The sequence below is a fragment of the Flavobacterium ginsengisoli genome (genome assembly GCF_029625315.1).
GTDB classification, from domain to species: Bacteria; Bacteroidota; Bacteroidia; order Flavobacteriales; family Flavobacteriaceae; genus Flavobacterium; species Flavobacterium ginsengisoli.
This window is the reverse complement of record NZ_CP121110.1, coordinates 3,615,969-3,637,606: the sequence shown is the minus strand read 5'-3', so window position 1 is coordinate 3,637,606 and position 21,638 is coordinate 3,615,969. Positions and strand designations below refer to the sequence as shown.

The 21,638-nt window shown below is 33.7% G+C and carries 26 protein-coding genes and 1 pseudogene; 10 read left to right on the top strand and 17 right to left on the bottom strand.

Annotation, left to right across the window (positions count from 1 at the left end; translation table 11 throughout):
• Positions 1 to 22 precede the first annotated feature (22 nt).
• The 12 genes from P5P87_RS16970 to P5P87_RS16915 form a co-directional block, all read right to left on the bottom strand.
• Positions 23 to 451: a hypothetical protein gene (locus tag P5P87_RS16970; RefSeq protein WP_278020029.1), complete on the bottom strand. Its 429-nt coding sequence runs from the start codon at positions 449 to 451 to the stop codon at positions 23 to 25.
• Entirely contained in the window at positions 414 to 860 is a 447-nt protein-coding gene (locus tag P5P87_RS16965) for a hypothetical protein (RefSeq protein WP_278020028.1), read from the bottom strand. Before P5P87_RS16965 ends, P5P87_RS16970 begins: the two co-directional genes overlap by 38 nt.
• Before the next feature lie 73 nt (positions 861 to 933).
• Positions 934 to 1,386, bottom strand: a complete 453-nt coding sequence (locus tag P5P87_RS16960; RefSeq protein WP_278020027.1) for a hypothetical protein — start codon at positions 1,384 to 1,386, stop codon at positions 934 to 936.
• 52 nt (positions 1,387 to 1,438) lie between these two features.
• Entirely contained in the window at positions 1,439 to 1,699 is a 261-nt protein-coding gene (locus tag P5P87_RS16955; RefSeq protein WP_278020026.1) for a hypothetical protein, read from the bottom strand.
• Positions 1,700 to 1,721: 22 nt separating this feature from the next.
• Positions 1,722 to 2,525: a hypothetical protein gene (locus P5P87_RS16950; protein ID WP_278020025.1), complete on the bottom strand. Its 804-nt coding sequence runs from the start codon at positions 2,523 to 2,525 to the stop codon at positions 1,722 to 1,724.
• Complete coding sequence (locus P5P87_RS16945; RefSeq protein WP_278020024.1) at positions 2,473 to 3,003, bottom strand: hypothetical protein; 531 nt, start codon at positions 3,001 to 3,003, stop codon at positions 2,473 to 2,475. The genes P5P87_RS16950 and P5P87_RS16945 overlap by 53 nt, the downstream gene beginning before the upstream one ends.
• A gap of 22 nt (positions 3,004 to 3,025) precedes the next feature.
• On the bottom strand, positions 3,026 to 3,343 hold the full coding sequence (locus P5P87_RS16940) for a hypothetical protein (RefSeq protein WP_278020023.1): 318 nt from the start codon (positions 3,341 to 3,343) through the stop codon (positions 3,026 to 3,028).
• Between the two features lie 140 nt (positions 3,344 to 3,483).
• Positions 3,484 to 4,644, bottom strand: a complete 1,161-nt coding sequence (locus tag P5P87_RS16935; protein WP_278020022.1) for a PorP/SprF family type IX secretion system membrane protein — start codon at positions 4,642 to 4,644, stop codon at positions 3,484 to 3,486.
• A gap of 1 nt (position 4,645) precedes the next feature.
• Positions 4,646 to 6,109 carry a gliding motility protein SprC gene (sprC, locus tag P5P87_RS16930; protein WP_278020021.1) on the bottom strand — a complete coding sequence of 488 codons (1,464 nt, stop codon included), beginning with the start codon at positions 6,107 to 6,109 and terminating at the stop codon, positions 4,646 to 4,648.
• Positions 6,106 to 6,504: a hypothetical protein gene (locus P5P87_RS16925; protein WP_233074026.1), complete on the bottom strand. Its 399-nt coding sequence runs from the start codon at positions 6,502 to 6,504 to the stop codon at positions 6,106 to 6,108. Before P5P87_RS16925 ends, sprC begins: the two co-directional genes overlap by 4 nt.
• Before the next feature lie 100 nt (positions 6,505 to 6,604).
• Positions 6,605 to 7,897, bottom strand: coding sequence for a hypothetical protein (locus P5P87_RS16920; protein WP_198855091.1), 1,293 nt, complete (start codon positions 7,895 to 7,897; stop codon positions 6,605 to 6,607).
• 181 nt (positions 7,898 to 8,078) lie between these two features.
• A complete protein-coding gene (locus P5P87_RS16915) occupies positions 8,079 to 8,531 on the bottom strand; it encodes a hypothetical protein (protein WP_198855090.1) in 453 nt (150 codons plus the stop codon).
• Positions 8,532 to 8,964: 433 nt separating this feature from the next.
• Here P5P87_RS16915 and P5P87_RS16910 point away from each other — a divergent pair, with 433 nt between their 5' ends.
• The 4 genes from P5P87_RS16910 (at position 8,965) to recA (ending at position 12,279) form a co-directional block, all read left to right on the top strand.
• Complete coding sequence (locus P5P87_RS16910) at positions 8,965 to 10,113, top strand: DNA polymerase III subunit (RefSeq protein ID WP_278020020.1); 1,149 nt, start codon at positions 8,965 to 8,967, stop codon at positions 10,111 to 10,113.
• A 6-nt stretch (positions 10,114 to 10,119) separates the two neighbouring features.
• Positions 10,120 to 10,503, top strand: a complete 384-nt coding sequence (locus P5P87_RS16905; protein WP_095930182.1) for a DoxX family protein — start codon at positions 10,120 to 10,122, stop codon at positions 10,501 to 10,503.
• Positions 10,504 to 10,617: 114 nt separating this feature from the next.
• The gene (locus P5P87_RS16900) at positions 10,618 to 11,127 is read left to right on the top strand and encodes an acyl-CoA thioesterase (protein ID WP_278020019.1); all 510 of its coding nucleotides are present in this window, start codon (positions 10,618 to 10,620) and stop codon (positions 11,125 to 11,127) included.
• 144 nt (positions 11,128 to 11,271) lie between these two features.
• Entirely contained in the window at positions 11,272 to 12,279 is a 1,008-nt protein-coding gene (recA, locus tag P5P87_RS16895; RefSeq protein WP_278020018.1) for a recombinase RecA, read from the top strand.
• Positions 12,280 to 12,841: 562 nt separating this feature from the next.
• Here the strand turns inward: recA and P5P87_RS16890 are convergent.
• Together P5P87_RS16890 and P5P87_RS16885 are read right to left on the bottom strand one after the other, a co-directional pair.
• On the bottom strand, positions 12,842 to 13,585 hold the full coding sequence (locus P5P87_RS16890; RefSeq protein WP_198855088.1) for a lysophospholipid acyltransferase family protein: 744 nt from the start codon (positions 13,583 to 13,585) through the stop codon (positions 12,842 to 12,844).
• A gap of 151 nt (positions 13,586 to 13,736) precedes the next feature.
• Entirely contained in the window at positions 13,737 to 14,114 is a 378-nt protein-coding gene (locus P5P87_RS16885; protein ID WP_278020017.1) for a GxxExxY protein, read from the bottom strand.
• A 196-nt stretch (positions 14,115 to 14,310) separates the two neighbouring features.
• Between P5P87_RS16885 and trpS the strand changes: the two are divergent.
• Positions 14,311 to 15,287: pseudogene (trpS, locus tag P5P87_RS16880) on the top strand (tryptophan--tRNA ligase).
• 52 nt (positions 15,288 to 15,339) lie between these two features.
• On the opposite strand, the gene P5P87_RS16875 reads toward trpS, so the two are convergent.
• Both P5P87_RS16875 and P5P87_RS16870 read right to left on the bottom strand, forming a co-directional pair.
• Positions 15,340 to 16,020, bottom strand: a complete 681-nt coding sequence (locus P5P87_RS16875; protein ID WP_198855087.1) for a LytR/AlgR family response regulator transcription factor — start codon at positions 16,018 to 16,020, stop codon at positions 15,340 to 15,342.
• On the bottom strand, positions 16,010 to 16,864 hold the full coding sequence (locus P5P87_RS16870; protein ID WP_278020016.1) for a sensor histidine kinase: 855 nt from the start codon (positions 16,862 to 16,864) through the stop codon (positions 16,010 to 16,012). The genes P5P87_RS16875 and P5P87_RS16870 overlap by 11 nt, the downstream gene beginning before the upstream one ends.
• A gap of 391 nt (positions 16,865 to 17,255) precedes the next feature.
• Here P5P87_RS16870 and P5P87_RS16865 point away from each other — a divergent pair, with 391 nt between their 5' ends.
• The 3 genes from P5P87_RS16865 (at position 17,256) to P5P87_RS16855 (ending at position 19,113) form a co-directional block, all read left to right on the top strand.
• Positions 17,256 to 18,371 carry an acyltransferase family protein gene (locus P5P87_RS16865; RefSeq protein ID WP_278020015.1) on the top strand — a complete coding sequence of 372 codons (1,116 nt, stop codon included), beginning with the start codon at positions 17,256 to 17,258 and terminating at the stop codon, positions 18,369 to 18,371.
• Positions 18,372 to 18,375: 4 nt separating this feature from the next.
• Entirely contained in the window at positions 18,376 to 18,873 is a 498-nt protein-coding gene (locus P5P87_RS16860; protein ID WP_278020014.1) for a nuclear transport factor 2 family protein, read from the top strand.
• A 117-nt stretch (positions 18,874 to 18,990) separates the two neighbouring features.
• A complete protein-coding gene (locus P5P87_RS16855; protein WP_278020013.1) occupies positions 18,991 to 19,113 on the top strand; it encodes a hypothetical protein in 123 nt (40 codons plus the stop codon).
• 17 nt (positions 19,114 to 19,130) lie between these two features.
• Here the strand turns inward: P5P87_RS16855 and dprA are convergent, their stop codons facing one another.
• The gene (dprA, locus tag P5P87_RS16850) at positions 19,131 to 20,231 is read right to left on the bottom strand and encodes a DNA-processing protein DprA (RefSeq protein ID WP_278020012.1); all 1,101 of its coding nucleotides are present in this window, start codon (positions 20,229 to 20,231) and stop codon (positions 19,131 to 19,133) included.
• A gap of 237 nt (positions 20,232 to 20,468) precedes the next feature.
• On the opposite strand from dprA, the gene P5P87_RS16845 reads away from it, so the two are divergent.
• Positions 20,469 to 20,960: an HU domain-containing protein gene (locus P5P87_RS16845; RefSeq protein ID WP_278020011.1), complete on the top strand. Its 492-nt coding sequence runs from the start codon at positions 20,469 to 20,471 to the stop codon at positions 20,958 to 20,960.
• Complete coding sequence (locus tag P5P87_RS16840; protein ID WP_278020010.1) at positions 20,957 to 21,442, top strand: SPOR domain-containing protein; 486 nt, start codon at positions 20,957 to 20,959, stop codon at positions 21,440 to 21,442. Before P5P87_RS16845 ends, P5P87_RS16840 begins: the two co-directional genes overlap by 4 nt.
• Positions 21,443 to 21,638 lie beyond the last annotated feature (196 nt).

The following is a 21,638-nucleotide window of genomic DNA, read 5'->3' as shown; positions in this document are numbered from 1 at the left end:
TTAAGAGAGACTAGTGCTTTTACTAATTCTCGACTTTTACGACAGCCATTCTACCGTTGTATGGCTTGTTACCTTTTGCTTCCAATGCCTTTGTCGCTTCTTGTAAACCGTCGTATTTTTCATAATAGATGTAATACTTACTTGTTGTTACATTATAAAAGAAATTCACATCTGTAAGTCCTGCAGCTACTGCTTTAATTAAAAACTCATCTCGTTTCTCAACACTGTTGTGTACTGCAAGAATCAAATAATATCCGCTATCAGAGTTTTTAATATTTTTAATAATCTGCATATTTGACTGCTCTTCACCAAAATCAAAATCATTTGCTTTTAATGGCGTGCTACTTACTTTTGTTGTCTCTTTTATTCGTTTAAGAGCGGCAATATCTTGTGCATATCTTCCTTCATCATTCTCATAAGCTCGCACGTTTAATTCTACGTTTACGCTCAATTTCAGTTCCTGTTTTAATACGCTCTAAGTCGGCAATTAAAGCTGCTCCTTCACTTTCCATTTTCAACTGAGCCGCTTTTAATTCGTTTATCTTTTCAAGATAAGCTTTATTCAAAGGATCATCTTTAGGGAACTTTTTAAGCCTATCGTTATAAAGATTTGTAAGTTTCGCAATCTCATTTTTCATGCTAGCATTTGCATCAGCAATCTGAACTTTCAATGCTTCAATTTGGCTGTTTTCTGCCGCTACACTTTTGAATGGTTTTGGCTCTTTATAAATACCCTTTTCACTTAAATCGTTCTCTTCTTTTAAATCGTTCAAGTCTTTTTGCTTATTCGCAACAGTTGCTTTAAACTGATCTAATAAATCTGTTTGTACTTTACTTGTACTTTCAACAGACTGAGTCAAGTTTTCAATAGCTTTTCCAGTATCATCTTTCGCTTTCGCTGCTAGTGCTGCTGCTGCCGCATCTGCCTTAGCTTTATCTGCTCGCTAATTTTGCCTGACGCTCCTCTTCTTCTCTTAACAGCCTAGTTTCTTCTTCAGCCTTTAATTTTTCTGTCGCTTCTGCATCGGCTTTTGCTTTCGCGTCCGCTAGAAGTTTAGCTTGAAGAGCTTCCATATCTGCTTTTGCTTTGGCGTCTGCAGCAAGTTTCGCTTGAAGAGCTTCTGCATCAGCTTTTGCTTTTGCATCTGCCGCTAATTTCGCTTGACGAGTTTGTTCTTCTGCTCTAGCTTTTTCTTCAGCAACTTGTTGTGCTTTTAATGCCTCTGCATCGGCTTTTGCTTTTGCATCTGCTGCCAATTTCGCTTGACGTGCATCTTCCTCTTCTTGTAATTTTTTAGCTTCTGCTTCTGCCTTCGCTTTGGCTGTTGCTTCTGCATCGGCTTTTACTTTTGCATCAGCTAATAATTTTGCTTGAAGAGCTTCCATATCTGCTTTTGCTTTCGCGTCTGCGGCAAGTTTCGCTTGAAGGGCTTCTGCATCAGCTTTTGCTTTCGCATCTGCTCGCTAATTTCGCCTGACGAGCTTCTTCTTCCACTCTAGCTTTTTCCTCTGCAACTTGTTTAGCTTGTAATGCTTCTGCATCGGCTTTTGCTTTTGCTTCTGCCGCCAATCTAGCTTTCTCTGCTTCAGCATCAGCTTTTGCTTTCGCATCTGCTGCTAATTTCGCTTGACGAGCTTCTTCTTCCACTCTAGCTTTTTCTTCAGCAACTTGTTTAGCTTGTAATGCTTCTGCCGCCAATCTAGCTTTCTCTGCTTCAGCATCAGCTTTTGCTTTCGCATCTGCTCGCTAATTTCGCCTGACGAGCTTCTTCTTCTACTCTTGCTTTTTCTTCAGCAACTTGTTTAGCTTGTAATGCTTCTGCATCGGCTTTTGCCTTTGCTTCTGCGGCTAATCTTGTTTTTTCTGCTTCAGCGTCAGCTTTTGCTTTCGCTTCTGCCGCTACTCTTGCTTTCTCTGCTTCTGCATCAGCTTTTGCTTTTGCGTCTGCAGCCAATTTCGCTTGACGTGCATCTTCTTCTTCTTGTAATTTTTTCGCTTCTGCTTCAGCTTTTGCTTTTGCTGTAGCTTCTGCATCAGCCTTCACTCTAGCGTCAGCAATTAATTTAGCTTGTAAAGCCTCCATATCTGCTTTTGCTTTGGCATCTGCAGCCAATCTTGCCTTCTCAGCTTCTGCATCAGCTTGTGCTTTTGCTTCCGCTGCCAATCTCACTTTTTCTGCTTCTGCATCGGCTTTAGCTTTCGCTTCAGCTTCTAATTTTGCTTTTGCCGCTGCTTCTGCATCAGCTTTCGCTTTGGCATCTGCAACAAGTTTAGCTTGAAGCGCTTCTGCATCGGCTTTTGCTTTTGCTTCAGCATCTAATTGTGCTTGGCGTGCTTCTTCAGCTTGTTTTATTTTTAGTGCTTCTGCATCAGCTTTTGCTTTTGCTTCTGCGGCTATAAGTGCTTGTCTTGCCTCTTCATCTGCTTTTGCTTTTGCATCTGCATATGCTTTTTCTTTAAGAGCGACTTCCTCAGCAAGTTTTGCTTTTAAATCTGCTTGCTGCTTTAGCTCTATTTGCAGCATCAATAGACGTTTTAGTCTTAGCCTCTGCAGCTGCTTTTGCTTTAGCATCTGCCGCTAATCTCGCTTGCAATGCATCTGAATCTGCTTTTGCTTTAGCATCTGCCGCTAATATTGACTGCATGTCTGCCGCTTCTGCTTTTGCTTTGGCGTCAGCTTTACGTTTTGCTTCTGCAGCATCGGCTTTCGCTTTATTGTCTGCTATTAATTTTAATCTTGCAGCCTCTGCATCAGCCTTAGCTTTTTCTGCTGCGGCCAATCTAGCTTGTCTTGCGGCTTCTGCATCAGCTTTCACTTTCTCTGCAGCAGCTAATCTTGCTTTTGCTGCAGCTTCTGCATCAGCTCTTGCTTTGTCAGCAGCCAATTGTGCGGCTGTTTTCTGCGGCGCTGGAGCTGCCACTTTTGCGGCTTCTGCTTTTGCTTTCGCAGCTGCTTCTGCATCCGCTTTAGCTTTCGCATCTGCTGCCAATTTCAATTTCATTGCCTCTGCGTCAGCTTGTGCTTTATCTGCAGCTAATTGGGCAGACTGTTTTTTGCGGTGCCGAAGCTGGTTTTGCGGCTTCTGCTTTTGCTTTAGCCGCAGCTTCTGCATCAGCTTTCGCTTTGGCATCTGCAGCCAATTTTAACTTCATTGCCTCTGCATCGGCTTTTGCTTTATCGACAGCTAACTGAGCTTGTGTTTTCTGTGCTGCTGTTGCTGTTGGCTTATTTGCCACTGCTTGTGCTCTCGCAGCTGCCGCAGCATCTACTCTCGCTTTGTTATCTGCGGCTAATTTTAATCTGCGCTCTTCTGCATCAGCTCTTGCTTTATCAGCAGCCAATTGAGCTTGTGTTTTTTGTGTTGTAGCAACGGCTCTGTTTGCCGTTACAGTTTGTGCTCTCGCAGCAGCTGCAGCATCGGCTTTTGCTTTTGCCTCAGCAGACTAATCTTATTTTAACAGCTTCAGCATCTGCTTTAGCTTTATTGTCTGCTTCTAATTTTGCTTTTGCTGCAGACTTCAGCATCTACTCTAACTTTCTCGGCTGCTGCCAATCTTGCTTGTTTTGCTTCTGCATCGGCTTTTGCTTTTTCTTCAGCAACTAATCTGTTCTTTTCAGCAATTTCAGTTCTATTAACTTGAGTTGCTTGAGATTTTGGTTTAGCTGGAACTGGTTTTGGTTTTGAAGGATCAATTAGAGAACCCTCATCGTCATCTCCGTAATAGTAATTTCTATTTTTGAATTTGTAAGCAATAGCAAATTCATGAGAACCGCCCAAATTAGAGAAATTGCCCATTCCTCTTTCGTAATTGTATTCAATAGCAATACTTGGAGAAATATTAACCCCAAGTCCTGCAGAAACTCCATACAATGTATTATAGCCTAATTGTGCCCAAACTCCTTGCTGAAGTGCTAACATTCCTAGACCTGAAATAACTGTTTTATCTTTTTTAATTTCTGTTCTAACAATTCCAGAAAATTTACTTCTGTCAAAAAAACCATAACTGTCAATGTATCCCGTGTACATGGCGTGCAATTGAATCGCTCTTTCTGGATCTTCTTTTACCATTCCTGATCCAAAATTGTAAAGCACTAAATTGTTAATCGCTACTCCGAAATCAAAAAAAGTAGTACCATAGTTAATCCCTGGATTTACCGTTAAAAGCGTACTTTTTGGAAAATCTCCAGTTAGAATACTTGAATCATCTGATATAATTTTTCCTGTATTAAGACCGCTTTGATAAATTCCCGCATTTAAACCAAAAGTCAAATTACTATCTTCTTCCAGAACGATATTATGAGCGAAATTGGCAATTCCTCCAAAAACAGTCATAAGACCATAATTTTGTTGAAATAGACCAACAGCAAATGCTTCGTTTTCTCTAAAACGTCCTGAATAAGTAGCAAAATAAGTTTGTGGGTTATTCTCAAATTGAACCCATTGCCTTTTGTTATAGAAACTTACATATGGATTTGATTCTCTAACAAAGCTGAATGTTGGGTTAATTATATATCTATTAAACTTTAAAGAATTTCTGATAGGTAATGAAAACGAAACAACTCCATCCTCGCTAGCGCTTTGAGAATAGAGTACATTTGATAAACCGTAAAATAAAGTGATGAATAGTAAAAGTTTCTTCATATTATTTTATAACAGTTATTGATCCTTTTTTTTCACCTGTGTCGGATTGAATGACATAGTAATAAACGGGATTTACATTCTTAAAATCTATATTGTTTTGAGGCCAATCGCCTTGGTAATTCACGACATCCAAAACCATCTCTCCGTTTGAACTAATGATCATTACCTTTGTATTTGCATTTTTATACTCATCTGGAATATTCCAATAAGGATTCATTCCGCTTAACTTAATAATGTTCGGAATAACGCTTGATGATGCAGAATCACCATTTATTTTGAATGAAAATTCTTTACTAGCAACACAGCCAGATGCCTGAGCAATTTTTGCTTTATAAATACCTTTAACAGCTACCACATATGATGGCGATGTTTCATTAGGAATTAAGTTGCCGTTCAAATACCACTCATAAGTCGGATTTGTTGCGTCTGTAGTTATAGTGACTGTTATAGTCTCGCCTTCATTTAATTTATATCCGTCTTGAGCGTCAATACTTGCGTTGAAACTATTGCTTTTCAAATCGATGCTTCCTGTTGCTATACAACCGCCAAAATCTACGTCTACAGAATAAACACCAGACTCGTTAGTGCTATAAGTACGATTAGTAGCTCCTGCTATGGCTGCACCATCTTTTTTCCATTGATAGCTGTTACCAGATGTAGCAGTTAAAATCGTTCCTGAACCACTGGCACAAAAAGGATTTCCTAAAGATGAGTTTATTGTAATTGCAGACCCAGAAGATGATGAAGAAACGGTAACTCTATTTGAACTGAAATTCACATTCGAACATTGGCCATAATCAAGTTCTGCATAATAAACGCCTGCAGCATTTACTACTAAAGAAGACGAATTTTGACCTGAAATTAGAACATCATCCTTGTACCATTTGTATTTAATATTCGAATAGTTTGCAGGTGATGATTCTGGCACTTCAGGAGTAAGATTATCAACTGACAAAGTAAAACTGCCTCCAGAACAGAAAGTAGCAGTATTTCTATTTTGATTTATTAAAAACGAAGACACGTAATCTTTATAGAAAACTGAAAAAGAATATGACCCTGAAAAATTTTGTGCTCTCGGACTATTAATTCCGTTACTACTTACTATTCTTAAACTGTAAGTATTAGAACCTTTTAGTGTCGTAGGAATTGCGAATTTAATGGTTTGCTCTGTACCTGATAATTGAATAACATCAAGAGTAGTAGTAGCTGTTGGGTTGGTAAAACTACCAAACTCATCAGACAATTGAACAGAAAAAGTAACATTTGAAGCAAAATTTAAATATGAAAAAGTTGCTAGATATTCATTGTATTTAGCGCCATTAACAATATCTCCAGCACAAATATCTTTAAAAGGTAGTTGTTGCGGAGATATTGATGATTGCGCATAAGTATTCGATTCAGTAAAAAGGATTATGCTGAATAATAGTAAAACTTTAAAAAAAGATAAAGTAATTTTTTGAATCATATAGTGCGTGTTCTTGCTAGATCTATACGCTCAAAAAACAAGATATCTATAAATGTTTCTGAGAAATCATATTTGTAGTTTTCAATTACTTCTTTTGCTAGAATTGAAGTAGCCGCAACCGATGAAATCTCTTCACAATCGTTAGATACAGTATTTGACTCAGCCGCTATAGTAAGGCTGTCCTTGGGGGTGGACATCCCTACTATAAACTGATTAAAATTGCCGTTTTCAACAGCATTAGTATTGTTGTTTTGGTTATTAAAAGCCATAGTTAACACACACTCAGAATCAGCAGCCTCAGTAGGTTTTTCTGCTGTATTCTGTGCATATAGAGTTAACGATATAGGCGAAACCAAAAATATTATATATAAAAAATATTTTTTCGTAGATACCATTATGTCTTGATCTTTATTTGGGCCCGTAAGACGATACATAAATTGTGTCTGGGGACTTAATTAATAAAATTTACGCGTGGGAAATAAAAATCGAAACTATTTATCTATTACCGCTAGAAGCTGTGATTTTTCCTAATTGTAATCTGAAATCTGGCTTTTTAGGATTGAAGATGTCAATGAATGTTTCTTTGTTGTCACTTTGTGACATCACGTTAAAGAACACACTGTTTCCATACCAGCTTTCTAAATCTTCATTGTTAGAATTGTATTCTGTAAAGATGTTTCCATTACATAAGTTGAAATACATTTCCTCAAATTTGATTTTTTTAAGGTTGGCATCATTGATTTCAGTTTTGCTATCTAATAATACAGCAGGGTTAAATCCAGAGATTACACTTCTTTTCATTTCAAGAGAAGCATTTTCTGCTACATAAACAGCTTCTTTTACTAAACCTGCTTGAATGTCAGCTTTAATGTTTTCACTGTCGTTAACCATTGTAATATTACTTGCAACAACTAAAGTTTGTTTTTTAGTGAAATCTGTTTCACTTTTCTTCTCATAAGATTTAACCTCCATACAACGAGATCCATCTTTAGTACTAGAGAAGTAAGAAGATCTAACTGCTAAAGAGTTGAAGAAACGACATTGAACTCCTTGAGAAAATTTAAAGTCGTCGTTAACTGATTTATAAGATACGAATTTTGTAGCATTTAAGTCACCACCTAAGATTCCGAAAGAGTCTCCTCCAGCATAACTTACCATAATGTTTTCAAGAACTGTTTTGCTTCCAACACCAGCAAGAGTCAAACCGTTAAAAGTATCGGCTCCTTTTACTTTTTTACCAGCAAATTCAATTCTAACGAATCTTAAAATTCCTGAGTTTGAAGCTACATTGTCTCCTCCGTAAGTAGTCATTGAAGGATCAAGATCAAGGTTATAAGAACCTACATTTCCGAATTTGTTAATTGGTGCATCTCCAAGAATTACAATTCCACCCCAATCACCAGCTTTTTTCATACTGCGGTTTGAAGTAAATACAATTGGATCTGTTTCTAAACCATCAGCTACTAATTGAGCACCTTTTGTAACTACCAATGTTCCTTTTGTTTCGAAATCACCAATAATTACAGTTCCTGGTTCGATTGTTAAAACAGCATTGTTTGTAACATAAACGTTTCCTTGTAGAACGTAGATGTTTCTTTTTAGCAATTTGGTATTAACAGAAATATTTCCTGCCAAAATTTGGTTTGCTTCTCCATAATCAACTTTATTAGGCTTAAACTCAGTCCAGTTGTTTAACCAATTGGTGTAGCCCATAATTCCTTTCTCTTGTTGAGCATTCATACTCGCTACTGTCAAAAGAACGCAGATCAATTGAGTAATTTTTTTCATGATAAGGGGGGTATTACGGTTAATAATAAATTTGGGTATGCGTAAATGCAAAAACTCCTCTCGAGTTTTCTGAAGTTTTTCAGGACCCTCGAGAATGAGTTGTTTTTTTATTTTGTTTTTTAAGAATGCCTAGCTGGTATTCACTTAGACTTTCTCAAAAAAGATTTTAAAAAATGCTTTATTACATTTCGTTCAAATCGTTGAACTCGTGTAATGATTTCAATGTACTTTCGTAGAATAAGATTGCGGCGATTAGATTTCCTTTATCAGAGTAAGGCATCATTTTTCTTTGAAAATCTACCGTAGTATCCAAGAAAGTTGTTGTACCAACTGCCTGAGCATCTAAAACTTTTTTGTGTTCGTTATCGTCTGGAATACCTAAGTCTGCCATAGTAACACCTGGTTTAGTAACCAAAGCAATGTAAGGGAGAGTTTTAACTAATACTTTAATACGCTCGATGTATAATTCCAAAAGTTCACCCTTTTGCATACCACTCAATTCTTTTTGATCATGGTATTTTCGGATAAGAGCAGTTGTACTGATAATACTTCTTGGTGCGTTTTTAGCTTGTGCTGAAACAGCCGCAGTAGTTAAGATAAAAAAAGCACTAAATAGAATAATTTTCCCTTTCATAGATTCTTATTTTATAATTGGTTGTTGATAAAAACAAAAATATAGAAATTAACTTAAATTACAACTGTAATGGATTTTTTTTCAAAAAAATATCTTAAAAAAACCTTAAAAACCAGTGTTATGTCGAGAAAATGTGCGTTTTAACGGGCTTTTTGTTAAAAATGTTAATTAAAAATCCGTAAGATATTAACTATAAAAAATAAGATTTTGACTCTATAAATAACCAAAAAAAACCTTCGTTTGACGATTTTTGGAAAAAAATATTAACAAAAACATCTTGATATTTACTAACTTGAAGATATTTATTAACAAAATTCTGTCGAAAGTGACGAGAAAAATTTTCAAAATTCGATTTCTAAATTTGAAAATTATAACTACGAAATAATCTTATCTCTAAAATTTTTGACTACACATTTTCTTCTATCTTTGCCCAATGCAATTTTCTCAAATTTTAGGTCAAGATTATATCAAAAGCCACTTGATAAAAAGTGTCGCTTCTGGTAGAATTCCCCATGCACAATTATTCGTTGGTCCGGAAGGAAGTGGTACATTAATTACCGCCATTGCCTATGCCCAATACATTTTGTGCAACAATACCGGCGACGAAAATTCAAACGGAAACGATTCTTGTAATCTAAAGTTTGATAACATCTCTCATCCCGATCTGCATTTTATCTATCCAACTGTTACCACCGAAGATGTAAAGACAAAACCTAAGAGTTTAGATTTCATTCAGGATTGGCGCGGTTTTATTCAAGAAATGCCATACGGAGGTTTATTCGATTGGTATAAAATTTTGGGTGTTCAAAACAAACAAGGAGAAATTCGTGTAGAAGATGCACAGGAAGTTTTAAAATCACTTTCGCTAAAATCTTACGAAGGCGGCTATAAAATCATGATTATCTGGATGGCAGATAAAATGAATATAGCGACATCAAATAAACTCTTAAAACTTTTAGAAGAACCATCAGACAAAACAATGTTTATTCTGATTTCTGAAAATGAAGAAGATATTATCCAAACCATACGTTCACGTTGCCAGGTAATTCACTTTAACGGACTTCCAGAAAAAGTAATCGCTGAGGCTTTGGTTGCACAAGAAAATATAGATTCGAATCTAGCCAAAAAAATTGCGCATCAAGCACAAGGAAATTTTAATAAAGCACTTCACTTATTAAAAGAAGATGATGATGATCTTCCATTCGAGCAATGGTTTGTCAATTGGGTTCGCGCCGCTTTTAGAGCAAAAGGAAATGCTGCGGCTATTCAAGATTTAATTTCTTGGAGTGAACAGATTGCTGCGCTAGGACGCGAAAGTCAGAAAAAATTTATTCAATACTGTATCGAAATGTTCCGACAAGCCTTGATGTTAAATTACCAAGCGCAAAGTTTAGTTTACATTGAACCGAAAGTAGATAAATTTAAATTGGAAAATTTTGCTCCCTTCGTAAACGGAAATAACATTCACGAAATATTCAAAGAACTTTCAGATGCCATGTATCATATTGAAAGAAATGGAAATGCGAAAATAATCCTCACCGATTTATCAATCAAGTTGACTCGTTTAATTCATAAAAAATAATTCATAATGAACAATGTTGCCTCAATTCTACTTTTAGCTTTTCTAGCTTTAACTTTTTTACAATCAGGTTACGAAAAAATTTTTTATTGGAAAGATAATGTAGCTTGGCTTAAAGAGCATTTTGCCAAAACTCCATTAAAAAATCAAGTTCCATTAGCTCTTTTACATTTACTAATTTTAGAATTAATTTCTGGAATCTTGTGCGTTGTTGGAGGTATTCAATTATTCACAAATAACGGAAGAGAATTTGGTTTTTACGGAGCTATATTTTCATGTATTTGTTTGTTAATGATGCTTTTCGGACAAAGACTTGCAAAAGATTACGATGGTGCGAGAACCATTGTTATATATTTTATACCAGCTGTAATGGCTGTTTACTGGTTGAATTAATCAGTTTCAATTATTAAAAAGTTAGCCACAGATTTCACAGATTTTCACAGATTTTTTTTAATCATTTTAATCCGTGAAATCTGTGGCTGAAAAACAAAATTTATTATTCAAAAAATGAATCCAAAACATCCTTCAGAATCTCTAACTATTTTAACTGATTTAGTTTTACCGAGCGAAACAAATCCTTTAAACAATCTTTTCGGCGGCGAATTATTAGCCAGAATGGATCGCGCAGCAAGTATTGCGACTCGCAGACATTCACGCCGAATTGTAGTAACGGCTTCTGTAAATCACGTTGCTTTTAACAGAGCAATTTCGCTTGGAAGCGTTGTAACCGTAGAGGCTAAAGTTTCAAGATCTTTTAAAAGTTCGATGGAAGTTTTTATTGACGTTTGGGTAGAAGACCGCGAATCTGGAAATAGAACAAAAGCCAATGAAGCTATCTACACTTTTGTAGCTGTAGACGACACTGGAAGACCTGTTGAAGTACCAGCAATTATTCCAGAAACCGAACTAGAAATCCAACGTTTTGATGCCGCGCTTCGTCGTAAACAATTGAGTTTATTGCTTGCAGGCAAAATAAAACCATCTGACGCTACAGAATTAAAGGCTTTATTTTTATAGACTGATTTTGTGACAATTTGGAACAATCAAACTTCAAAAAAGAAGTAATTTTACAAATTATAAAACTGATCAATAAAATTATAGGAGAATTTTCCTATTTTTATCCAGAAAGACAAAATAATAATTTTAGATATTTAGAAAAAAATGAGTTCAGACAAAGAAGCCAAATTAAAAGCGCTACAATTAACGCTTGATAAACTTGACAAAACCTACGGAAAAGGAACCGTAATGAAAATGGGCGACAGAGCCATTGTAGAAGTAGAAACGATTTCTTCTGGTTCATTAGGTGTTGACTTAGCTCTTGGTGTTAATGGATATCCAAAAGGAAGAATCATCGAAATATACGGTCCAGAATCTTCTGGAAAAACAACTTTGACGCTTCACGCGATTGCAGAAGCTCAAAAAGCAGGCGGTATTGTCGCCTTTATCGATGCTGAGCACGCATTTGATAGAAATTATGCTGAAAAATTAAATGTTGATATCGAGAACTTAATCATTTCTCAACCAGATAACGGAGAGCAGGCTTTAGAAATTGCCGAAAACTTAATTCGTTCTGGAGCTATAGACATTGTTGTAATTGACTCTGTTGCAGCCTTAACACCAAAAAGTGAAATTGAAGGCGAAATGGGAGATTCTAAAATGGGGCTTCACGCACGTTTAATGTCTCAAGCTTTAAGAAAACTTACTGGAACTATCAGTAAAACAAATTGTACCGTTTTCTTTATCAACCAGCTTCGTGAAAAAATTGGTGTTATGTTCGGAAATCCAGAAACTACAACTGGAGGTAACGCACTTAAATTTTACGCTTCTGTACGTTTAGATATTCGTCGTTCTGCACAAATTAAAGACGGTGAAAATGTAATTGGTAACAGAACTAAAGTTAAAATTGTTAAAAACAAAGTAGCACCACCTTTTAAAACTGCCGAATTTGACATTATGTACGGAGAAGGAGTTTCTAAAACGGGTGAAATCTTAGATCTAGCTGTTGAATTTGATATCGTTAAAAAAGCAGGATCTTGGTTCAGCTACGGCGATACAAAACTAGGTCAAGGTCGTGATGCAGTTAAAACTTTAATTAAAGATAATCCAGAACTTGCTGAAGAACTGGAAATTAAAATTAAAGAACACATAAAAGAATTGGCAAATACTTAAAAAATAAGTCAAAAAAAGACTATTAAAAAGCCGAGAAGATTTTTACAATCTCTCGGTTTTTTTGTTTTTAAAAATAAGATGAAATTTTGACGCAACCTTTCTACAAAATCTTCATCTATTAAAAAAACAGTGTACCATTGATACTGCCATATATCAATATTGGTATTTTTTTAGAATTTACTTTGGTTGGTTATTTGAGTAAAAACCCGTTAGCTTTCTTCATCTAGCGGGTTTTATCAATTTTTTATTTTTTTTAAATTTCACACGCAACCTTTTTAGTTTTTCTTCATCATAATAATATGGCATTAACTTGAGTTTTTAGTTAAACTATTTATTATCAACCATTAATATTTTTAACCATGAAAGAAAAAATAGAATTGTTGTACAATAAAAACCGAAGAAAAACCAAATTAAGATTTAAAAAAGTACTGCGTTTTATTTCAGAAAAAATAATTCACAGATAATAAACTTTTGAATAAAAATAGGGGGTTTTTAATTCAAAGAAAAGCCAGTAGACTGATTAAGTCTACCGGCTTTTGTATTTTACATAATGTTTTTATGGTTATTCCTTTTGATAATCCATTAAACCATTATAAATCATATTCCTAACTTGATCTCGTAATTCTTTTCTGTTGTCGCTTGTTAATTCTTTTGTTTCTACGAAAGGCAAAATTCTAGCACGCATCTTTCCTGGACTTCCACTCAAAAAAGTATATGAAAAACGCTCTTTATTATCTGGATAAACAATCGGCACAATCGGAATCTGATGATCGATTGCCAATCTGAATGCACCGTCTTTAAACTCGTCCAGCAAAATACTTTCGTCATCTGGAACTCCACCCTCTGGGAAAATGCAAATACTTAGACCTTGATTTAATCTACTCTGAGCTCTTTTAAAAACTTCATTTTTACTTTTCGAAGAATTTCTATCAACCAAAATACAAGTTCTCTTGTAGAAAAATCCAAAAAGCGGAATCTTTACCAGCTCCTTCTTTCCAACAAAAACAAAAGGATTTTTAATTATAGCCAACGTAAGCATAATATCGGTCATCGAGGTATGATTGGCCACGATCATGTAACTTTTGCCTTTAATAAGCTTCTGTTCCCGTTTTACGGTATAAAAGAAACCCATTCCGAAAAGGATAAATTTAGCCCAAATGCGAGCCATTTTAAAGAAATATGGATATCCTTTCTCAGAAAGAATAGAAACGACCAGAAAAGGGAACATAATGAGTATCGGAATGGCCATCAAAACATAAAACCAAACTCTCCAAAGAATCCAAAAAGCAATTTTAAATATTTTCATAGCTTCAAAAGTAGTAAAACCGAAATGAATATTATAAAGATTTTTTCTTAGTCATCGCTTATTTTAACGCAAAGAACGCAAAGGATTTTCGCAAAGTTTTTGAAGCGATTATTGTGAAGGTTTGCTTTGCGATAAGTTCGCAAAGCTCTATCTATAAATTGTTAACGACTCTTCTAATACCATTTTTTAAAAGAATTTCATTGAAATTTATGAGTAAGCCAAGTTTAAAATTTCCTAGTCTTAAATAGCTTAATGTTTGAGCTAAATGATTAACAGTAAGAGATTCCACACTTTTTATCTCGATTAACAATTTGTTTTCCGCAAGTATATCAATGCGGTATCCACAATCTAGCTTAACTTCTTCAAAAACTAACGGCAAAGATTTTTCTTTTTCAACAAAAAGTCCACGTTGCTTAATTTTATAAAACAAACATTCTTTATAAACATTTTCCAATAATCCTGGTCCAAGTTTTTTATGAATTTCAATGGCTAGTCCAATTACAATATTTGATATTTCGTTTTCTGTCATAATTAAAAAACGTTAAATTTATAAATATTTTCTTATATTTTATAAACAAAGCTTTGCGGACTTATTGCAAAGCAATTTCTTAAAGAATTAAAACTTCTTTACTTTGCGAAAACCCTTTGCGCTCTTTGCGTTAAAAAACTACAAACTTTGTAGTTAAAAAAAACATCACGACATTTGCATTTCAGAAAAAACGAGAATGGCAAAAATACTTACTGGTGTTCAAAGCACAGGAACACCGCATTTAGGAAATTTATTAGGAGCAATTATTCCGGCAATCGAGTTATCAAACGACCCAACAAATGAATCTTATTTGTTTATCGCCGATTTGCATTCAATCACACAAATTAAAGACGGAAAAACTTTAAGAGAAAACACTTATAGCACTGCTGCTGCATGGCTTGCTTGTGGTTTAAATCCTGAAAAAGTTACTTTCTACAGACAATCTGATGTGGTTCAAACTACAGAATTGACTTGGTATTTAAGCTGTTTTTTTCCGTTTCAAAGATTAACATTAGCGCACTCTTTCAAAGATAAGGCGGATCGTTTGGACGATGTTAACGCTGGACTTTTCACTTATCCGATGTTAATGGCTGCCGATATTTTATTATATGATGCTGAATTTGTTCCTGTTGGAAAAGATCAGTTGCAAGCATTTAGAAATTACTCGCGATGTCGCGGCTCGTTTCAATCACCAAATGGGTGAAACATTTGTTCTTCCTGAAGCAAAAATTCAAGAAAACATCATGTTGATTCCAGGAACGAACGGAGGAAAAATGAGTAAATCTGCAAATAATATTATCAATATATTCTTGGATGATAAGACTTTACGTAAACAAGTTATGAGTATTGAAACTGATAGTACACCTCTTGAAGCACCAAAAAATCCAGATACTTGCAACGCTTTTGCTATTTATTCTTTATTAGCAAATAAAGAGCAAACTGCGCAAATGAGAGCAAACTATTTAGGTGGAAACTATGGTTATGGTCATGCGAAACAAGCTTTGTTTGAATTGATTACTGAAAAATTCAAAACAGAAAGAGAGAAATATAATTACTACATCAACAATCTCGAAGAAGTAGATGCTTTATTGAAAAAAGGCGGCTGCAAAAGCTTCTGTAATTGCCGATGGTGTTCTAGCAAAAGTTAGAGAGATTTTAGGATTTCAAAAATAATTTATAAAACCTAACAGAATTTTAAATCTGTTAGGTTTTTTTAAATTTAATTTCAAAAACGGCTTTTATACTTTTCATAGTTTTGCTTATAACTTCTGCCAATTGGAATTGCATAATTTTCGATTATTAACTCCGTATTGCCAAAAGCTTTAACTTCTTTTAAATTAACTAAAAAAGAACGGTGAACACGCAAAAAACCTTTCGATTCTAAAACCTCCAAATCACTTATTTTATATTTTGCAATGATTGGTTTTCCTTCTTTTAAAACCACTTTGACGTCATTGGCCTGACTTTCAAAAAATAAAATCATTTTGAGTAAAATTTTATATTGAAGTCCTTTTGATTTCAACAATATAAATTCATCTTCTTTACTTTCAGTATTTTCCCTTAAAACACGCTCAACAGCTTTAAAAAAGCGTTCGAATGTTATTGGTTTCAATATATAATCAACCGCTTCAAGTTCAAAACCTTCTATTGCAAATTCTCTGTATGCGGTTGTAAATATAGTTTTGGGTCTGTTTTTTAATGATTTCAAAAAATCTATTCCAGTTAAATCTGGCATTTGAATATCTAAAAAAACCAAATCAACGGTTTTAGACTTTGTCAATTTGTAAGCCTCTAAAGCATTTCCAGCGGTGCCAACCAAATGCAATTCTTCTATTTTAGAAATATGATTTTCTAAAAGTTTAATTGCAAGTGGTTCATCATCAACTATAATACAATTAATTTTCATTTGCTGGAATTATTATTTCTACACTAAAGAGATTGTCTTGATTTTGAATTAAATTGGAACTTCGACCTCCGTAAATAATTTTTAATTGTTCCTGAATTATCTTTAAGCCTAAACTTTTTTCATTGTTATTTTCTTTCGGAACAAAAGAATTCTCAATCTTAAAAATCGTTTTTTCGGCATCCGTTTTAATTAAAATTGAAATAAAAATATTTCCGGAAATGCTTCCTGCTCCATGCTTAAAAGCATTTTCTACTAAAGATAAAAACAATAAAGGCGGAACAAGATTTAAAGCACTAATTTCCTCCGTAATTTTAAGTTCTAACCTAGAATCATATCTCAGTTTTTCTAATTCGGCATAATCATGAATTACTTTCAATTCATCAGAAATCGGAATTAATTTTTTCTGGCCTTTATACAAGATATAATCCAAAATATTTGAAAGACGGCTTATCGACTCAGATGTTTTATCAGAATCAATAATTGAAAGCGAATAAATATTATTTAGCGTGTTGAATAAAAAATGTGGATTTAATTGCGTTTTTAAGGCGTTTAATTCTAATTCTGCCTTTTCTTTGAGTATTTGTACCGAATATTGTTTTTCGTTCCTTAAATCAAACATAAATGCTACGGAAACAAAAACAAAACAAGCCGTCACGATTGGAACTACGTAATAGCAGAACAAATAACTCAAATCTGTCAAAATACTTATTAAATTGTCTTGAGGTTCATTTATAAAAAAAGGTTCGGCAACATAAATCGCAAAAATTCTATTTAAAACAGAAAATAAATAAATACAGGCAATTATTGAAATAACAAATAAAAAATAATGCTTTTTATAGAACATCTTTTTTATTAAAAAGAAATAAATAAAATTGGAACATAATATTTGAAAAATCAAATGACTCAAATCATACGGAATGATCATAGAAAAAAGCGGATGCTCATATTCAGCATAAATTTTGGCTTCCCCAATTAAAAAAAAAAGAAGCCAAAAACAAATCTGAAAGACGACACTTTGCTTCACGTTATGGTTTAAATTACTCTTTATCATGCTTCAAAAATAGGTAATTGGGGTTCATTTTTTATAAGTTGATTGTAAACAGCTTAATTTTGATGATGAACTGCAAATAATGTCATTGAAATATGAATTTAAGTTATTCAAACATCAAAACTGACTTTACAAATACCATTAAAAAATCTGAAAAAATTCGCTATAGTTTTGCCGAAAAAAACGAATGAATTCTCAAACATCTGAAAAATTTCTTGGCCTAGATCATTTGCGCTCTTTAGCAATTTTAATGGTTCTATTATATCATTATCGCATGTTTCAACATCCAGATTGGGTTGATAAATATGGGCAATTTGGCTGGACTGGTGTAGATTTATTTTTTGTTCTTAGCGGGTTTCTCATTTCAAAACAGCTTTTTGAACAACTTAAATTCTCAAGCAACATTCGCTTCAAAGAGTTTTATATCAAACGCTTTTTCAGAATCATTCCGGCTTATGCTTTAACCCTGTTTCTTTATTTTACTTTTCCTTTTTTTAGAGAAAAAGAAGCTCTGCCTCCATTTTGGAAGTTTATCACTTTTACTCAAAACATCGGACTTGATCTTCTCCATTTTGGAACATTTTCTCATGCTTGGTCTTTATGCATAGAAGAGCAATTTTATTTAATTTTTCCCATAATTCTTCTGTTATTTTTAAAATTCAAAAAAGTATCCTACATCAAATATTTTCTGCTTTTTCTCTTGTTATTCACTTTGTCTTTAAGAATTATTTCATGGCAGTTGCTAATAGTTCCAAACCTAAATAGCTCAGATTTATGGAGAATCTGGTATATGAAAATTTATTACCCAACATACACCAGATTAGATGGTTTAACAATTGGAATTAGTATTGCATTCTTCTATGAATATTCCAAGCGTTTCAAAAATTTCGTTAATTCATATGGCAATCAATTATTCTTAATTGGGTTAATAATTGTTGGTTTTTCATTTTGGATTTGCAGTAATCAAATTTCACAATTAGCATCAACGGTTGGATTTACAACTGTTTCAATTGGCTATGGATTGATTGTAATGTCTGCCATTTCAAAATCTTGCTTTTTATACCATTCAAAATCGATTTTATCGACTCAACTCGCATCACTTTCCTTTTCTATCTATCTCACACACAAAGGAATTATTCACTTAACTCAAATAGTTCTGCAAAAATTAAATATTGATAACGAAGGACAAATCGCTCTGCTCATCTGTTTTATAAACTGCATTATAATCAGCTTATTTATTAAATATTTAGTAGAAAAACCTTCTTCAAAAATTAAAAATTATATGCTAAAAATTAAATCTTAAAAACATGAAAACAGCAATTACAATTTTATTATCATTCATTTCTTTAAACTTTACTTTTGCTCAACAAACATTAAAAGATCAAGAAGAAATACATCAAATACTAAATGCATTTATGCAAAGTATCGCAAAAAAAGATTCTATAACTTTTAATAGTTTGTTTTTTAAAGAAACCGTGAATTGGATTAGTGTAATCAAAGAAAAAAGTCAAGCCAAAAGACTCGAAGCTAAGCCAACAATCACAAAAAATTATTTTACTGGCACATACAGTAGCTTTATTCAATCTATTCTGCAAAGCAAAAAAAGTGAGGAAAAGTTTGAAAAGATAATTATTCAAAATGACGATGTTATTGCCAGTGTTACATTCGATTACAGTTTTTGGTCAGAAGATTCGATGACAAATTGGGGTGAAGAATACTGGCAATTAATTAAGATTAATGGAAAATGGAAGATAACAAGCGTTCTTTTTTCTATTGAAATTTCTAAATATTATCCTAAATCTTAATTTCAAAACAATGTTTCTTAAAAAACGCTGATCATTTTAAAATGGTCAGCGTTTTTCTTTTAAAGTTCTTTTTACTTTTTGTAACTTTAAGTATATTAATCATTTAAAAAAACAAAGATGGATAAGTATATTGAAGATTATAATGTTCCACCGTATGTATTTCAAATCCTAAACATCGTTTTTGGATTATTGGCGATCTATATTTTATACCGATTGTACAAACATTTTACAAAAAAATAAATATAAGATTTTCTGCGTTAAATTGACTCAAAAAGTTTTCCAGGAAGTGGCCTAATGACTCCTTTTAATTCCATCCCTATGAGAATTCCAGAAAGTTTAAAAATTGGAATTTCGCATTCTATTGCAATGATGTCTAATAATTCTTTTCCAGCCTTTTGAAGAAAATCATAAATCTTTTGTTCATCTGCTTCTAATTCTACAAAAAGCTGTTTCTGAATGCTTTTGGGATTTTCTTTAATATCCCAATTTAGCATATAGATTAAATCTGCTGCACTTGTCAGTACGTTCGCTTTCTGAGTTTTAATCAAATTATTACAACCTTGACTGTATTTATCGGTGACTCTCCCAGGCACAGCAAAAACATCACGATTGTACTCATTTGCCATATTTGCAGTAATCAAAGATCCTCCTCTATCGGCAGATTCAATTACAATTGTTGCTTCAGTCATACCAGCAACAATACGGTTTCTACGAACAAATTTTTCTTTATCGGGATTTGAATCACTCCAAAACTCTGTTATAAATCCACCATTCTCCTCCATTTTTGCCATGTATTTTTTATGCGATCGAGGATAAATTTGATTCAGGCCATGAGCCAAAACGCCAATTGTTTGCAAATTATAATCTATAGCCGCTTGATGTGCTACAATATCAACACCATACGCAAACCCGCTCACAATTACTGGATCTAACGGAGCTATTTCTTCAATCAACTTTTTGCAGAAATCGGTTCCGTAAGAAGTGATTTGTCGAGTGCCAACAATACTAATTATTTTTCTGTTTTTAAGATCTATGTTTCCTGCTGTAAAAAGCAAAATTGGAGCATCAAAACAATGTTTAAGTCTTTCTGGATAGCTTTCATCTTGAAAAAAAGAAACCTGAATAGTATTGTTTTTAATGAACAATAATTCTTTCTCCGCCCTTTCAAATATTGTTTTGTCCTTCAAATTCTTCAACAAAACAGATCCAATACCGTCAACCGCCGCCAGCTGAGAATTTTTGGCTTTAAAAATGTCTGAAGCCGATCCAAAAGAGTGGAGCAGTTTTTTGCCTAAAATATCACCCACTCCATCAACTTTCAACAAGGCAAGTAAACTAAATAAATCCTGATCGGTCATCTTTTTAAAACATTATGTAAAATAGAAAAAATAATTTTGATTTTTTGAATCGCAAATATCATTAAAACAAAGTTATTTCTTGTTAAAATATAATCTAATTTTTCTAAAACGAAACCCACACACAGAAACTAAAGAGCTAAATATTTGAAAACGAATTGTATAAAAATAATTCTGAATTGTTAATAAAAATTGTGAATAAAATTTTGATAACTATACACGATGCATAACTTTGTTAGTATGAAAATCGAAGTATATATCTCACAGTTATTGTATCGTTATCAGTGTGTAACGGTTCCAGGATTTGGTGCATTTTTAACCGAAACTCACTCAGCGCAACTGAATGAAAGCACTAATTCGTTTTTTCCTCCAAAAAAAACCATTTCTTTCAACAGTCGTATCAAAAATAACGACGGTTTGTTAGCAAATCATATTGCTCAAGCTGAGAAAACATCTTACGGTTTTGCAGTTAGCGCAATTGCTTTTGAGGTTTTAAATTGGAAAAAAACTTTGGAAGAAGGTGGCGTAATCCTTTTAAAAAATATTGGAGAATTGCGCTTAAATTCAGAAAGCAATATAATTTTCAGACCAAACGATCAGACCAATTATTTGGCGACTTCTTTTGGATTAAGTCCTTTTGTTTCTCCGATGGTGAAAAAAGAGGTTTTCGAGAAAAAGATCGAAAAGATTGCGAGCAAAAGAAAAAGATGCCACTTTATTATACGAAAATGAAGAAGAAACCAAATCTTCAAATCGATTCTTACGTTATGCCTGCAATTCTTGTTTTAGGACTTGGAATTACAGGAAGCATTGGTTATCCTTTGTACCAAAATCAAATTGACAATCAAACACTTGTTGTAGAACAAGCTGTTCAGAAAAAAGTACAAAACAAAATTCAAGAAGCAACTTTCTTTATCAAAAGTCCGCTTCCAGCTGTAACTCTTTCAGTAGATTCTACTGCTGTCGAAACTGTTGAACCAACAATGCCATATCACATTATGGCAGGCGCGTTTAGAAGTGAGCAAAATGCTAGAAAAGCTTATAACCAACTAATTAAAGATGGTTTCAAAGCGAGAATGCTCAAAGAAAACAAACACGGTTTATTTCCTGTTTTGTACGGAAGTTATGCTACAATGAAAGAAGCTGAACAAGCTCAAAAAGAAATACAAAAAGGCGAAAATCCACAAGCTTGGATTCTGGTAGAAAACCTATAAAATACTTTTAATCCTGTTCTTTCGAACAGGATTTTTTTTTGCCTTTTTCTGATTGAATCAAATTTGGAATTGGCCTGAATATTTCTTTCAGCCATTACAAGTTCCACGCGAAACATTCCTGCCGACTTATTCGTTGTCTTTGGAAAACAAAAATCGCAACAACCTCATTCTCTGAAGAACTTCAAAAACAAAAGAT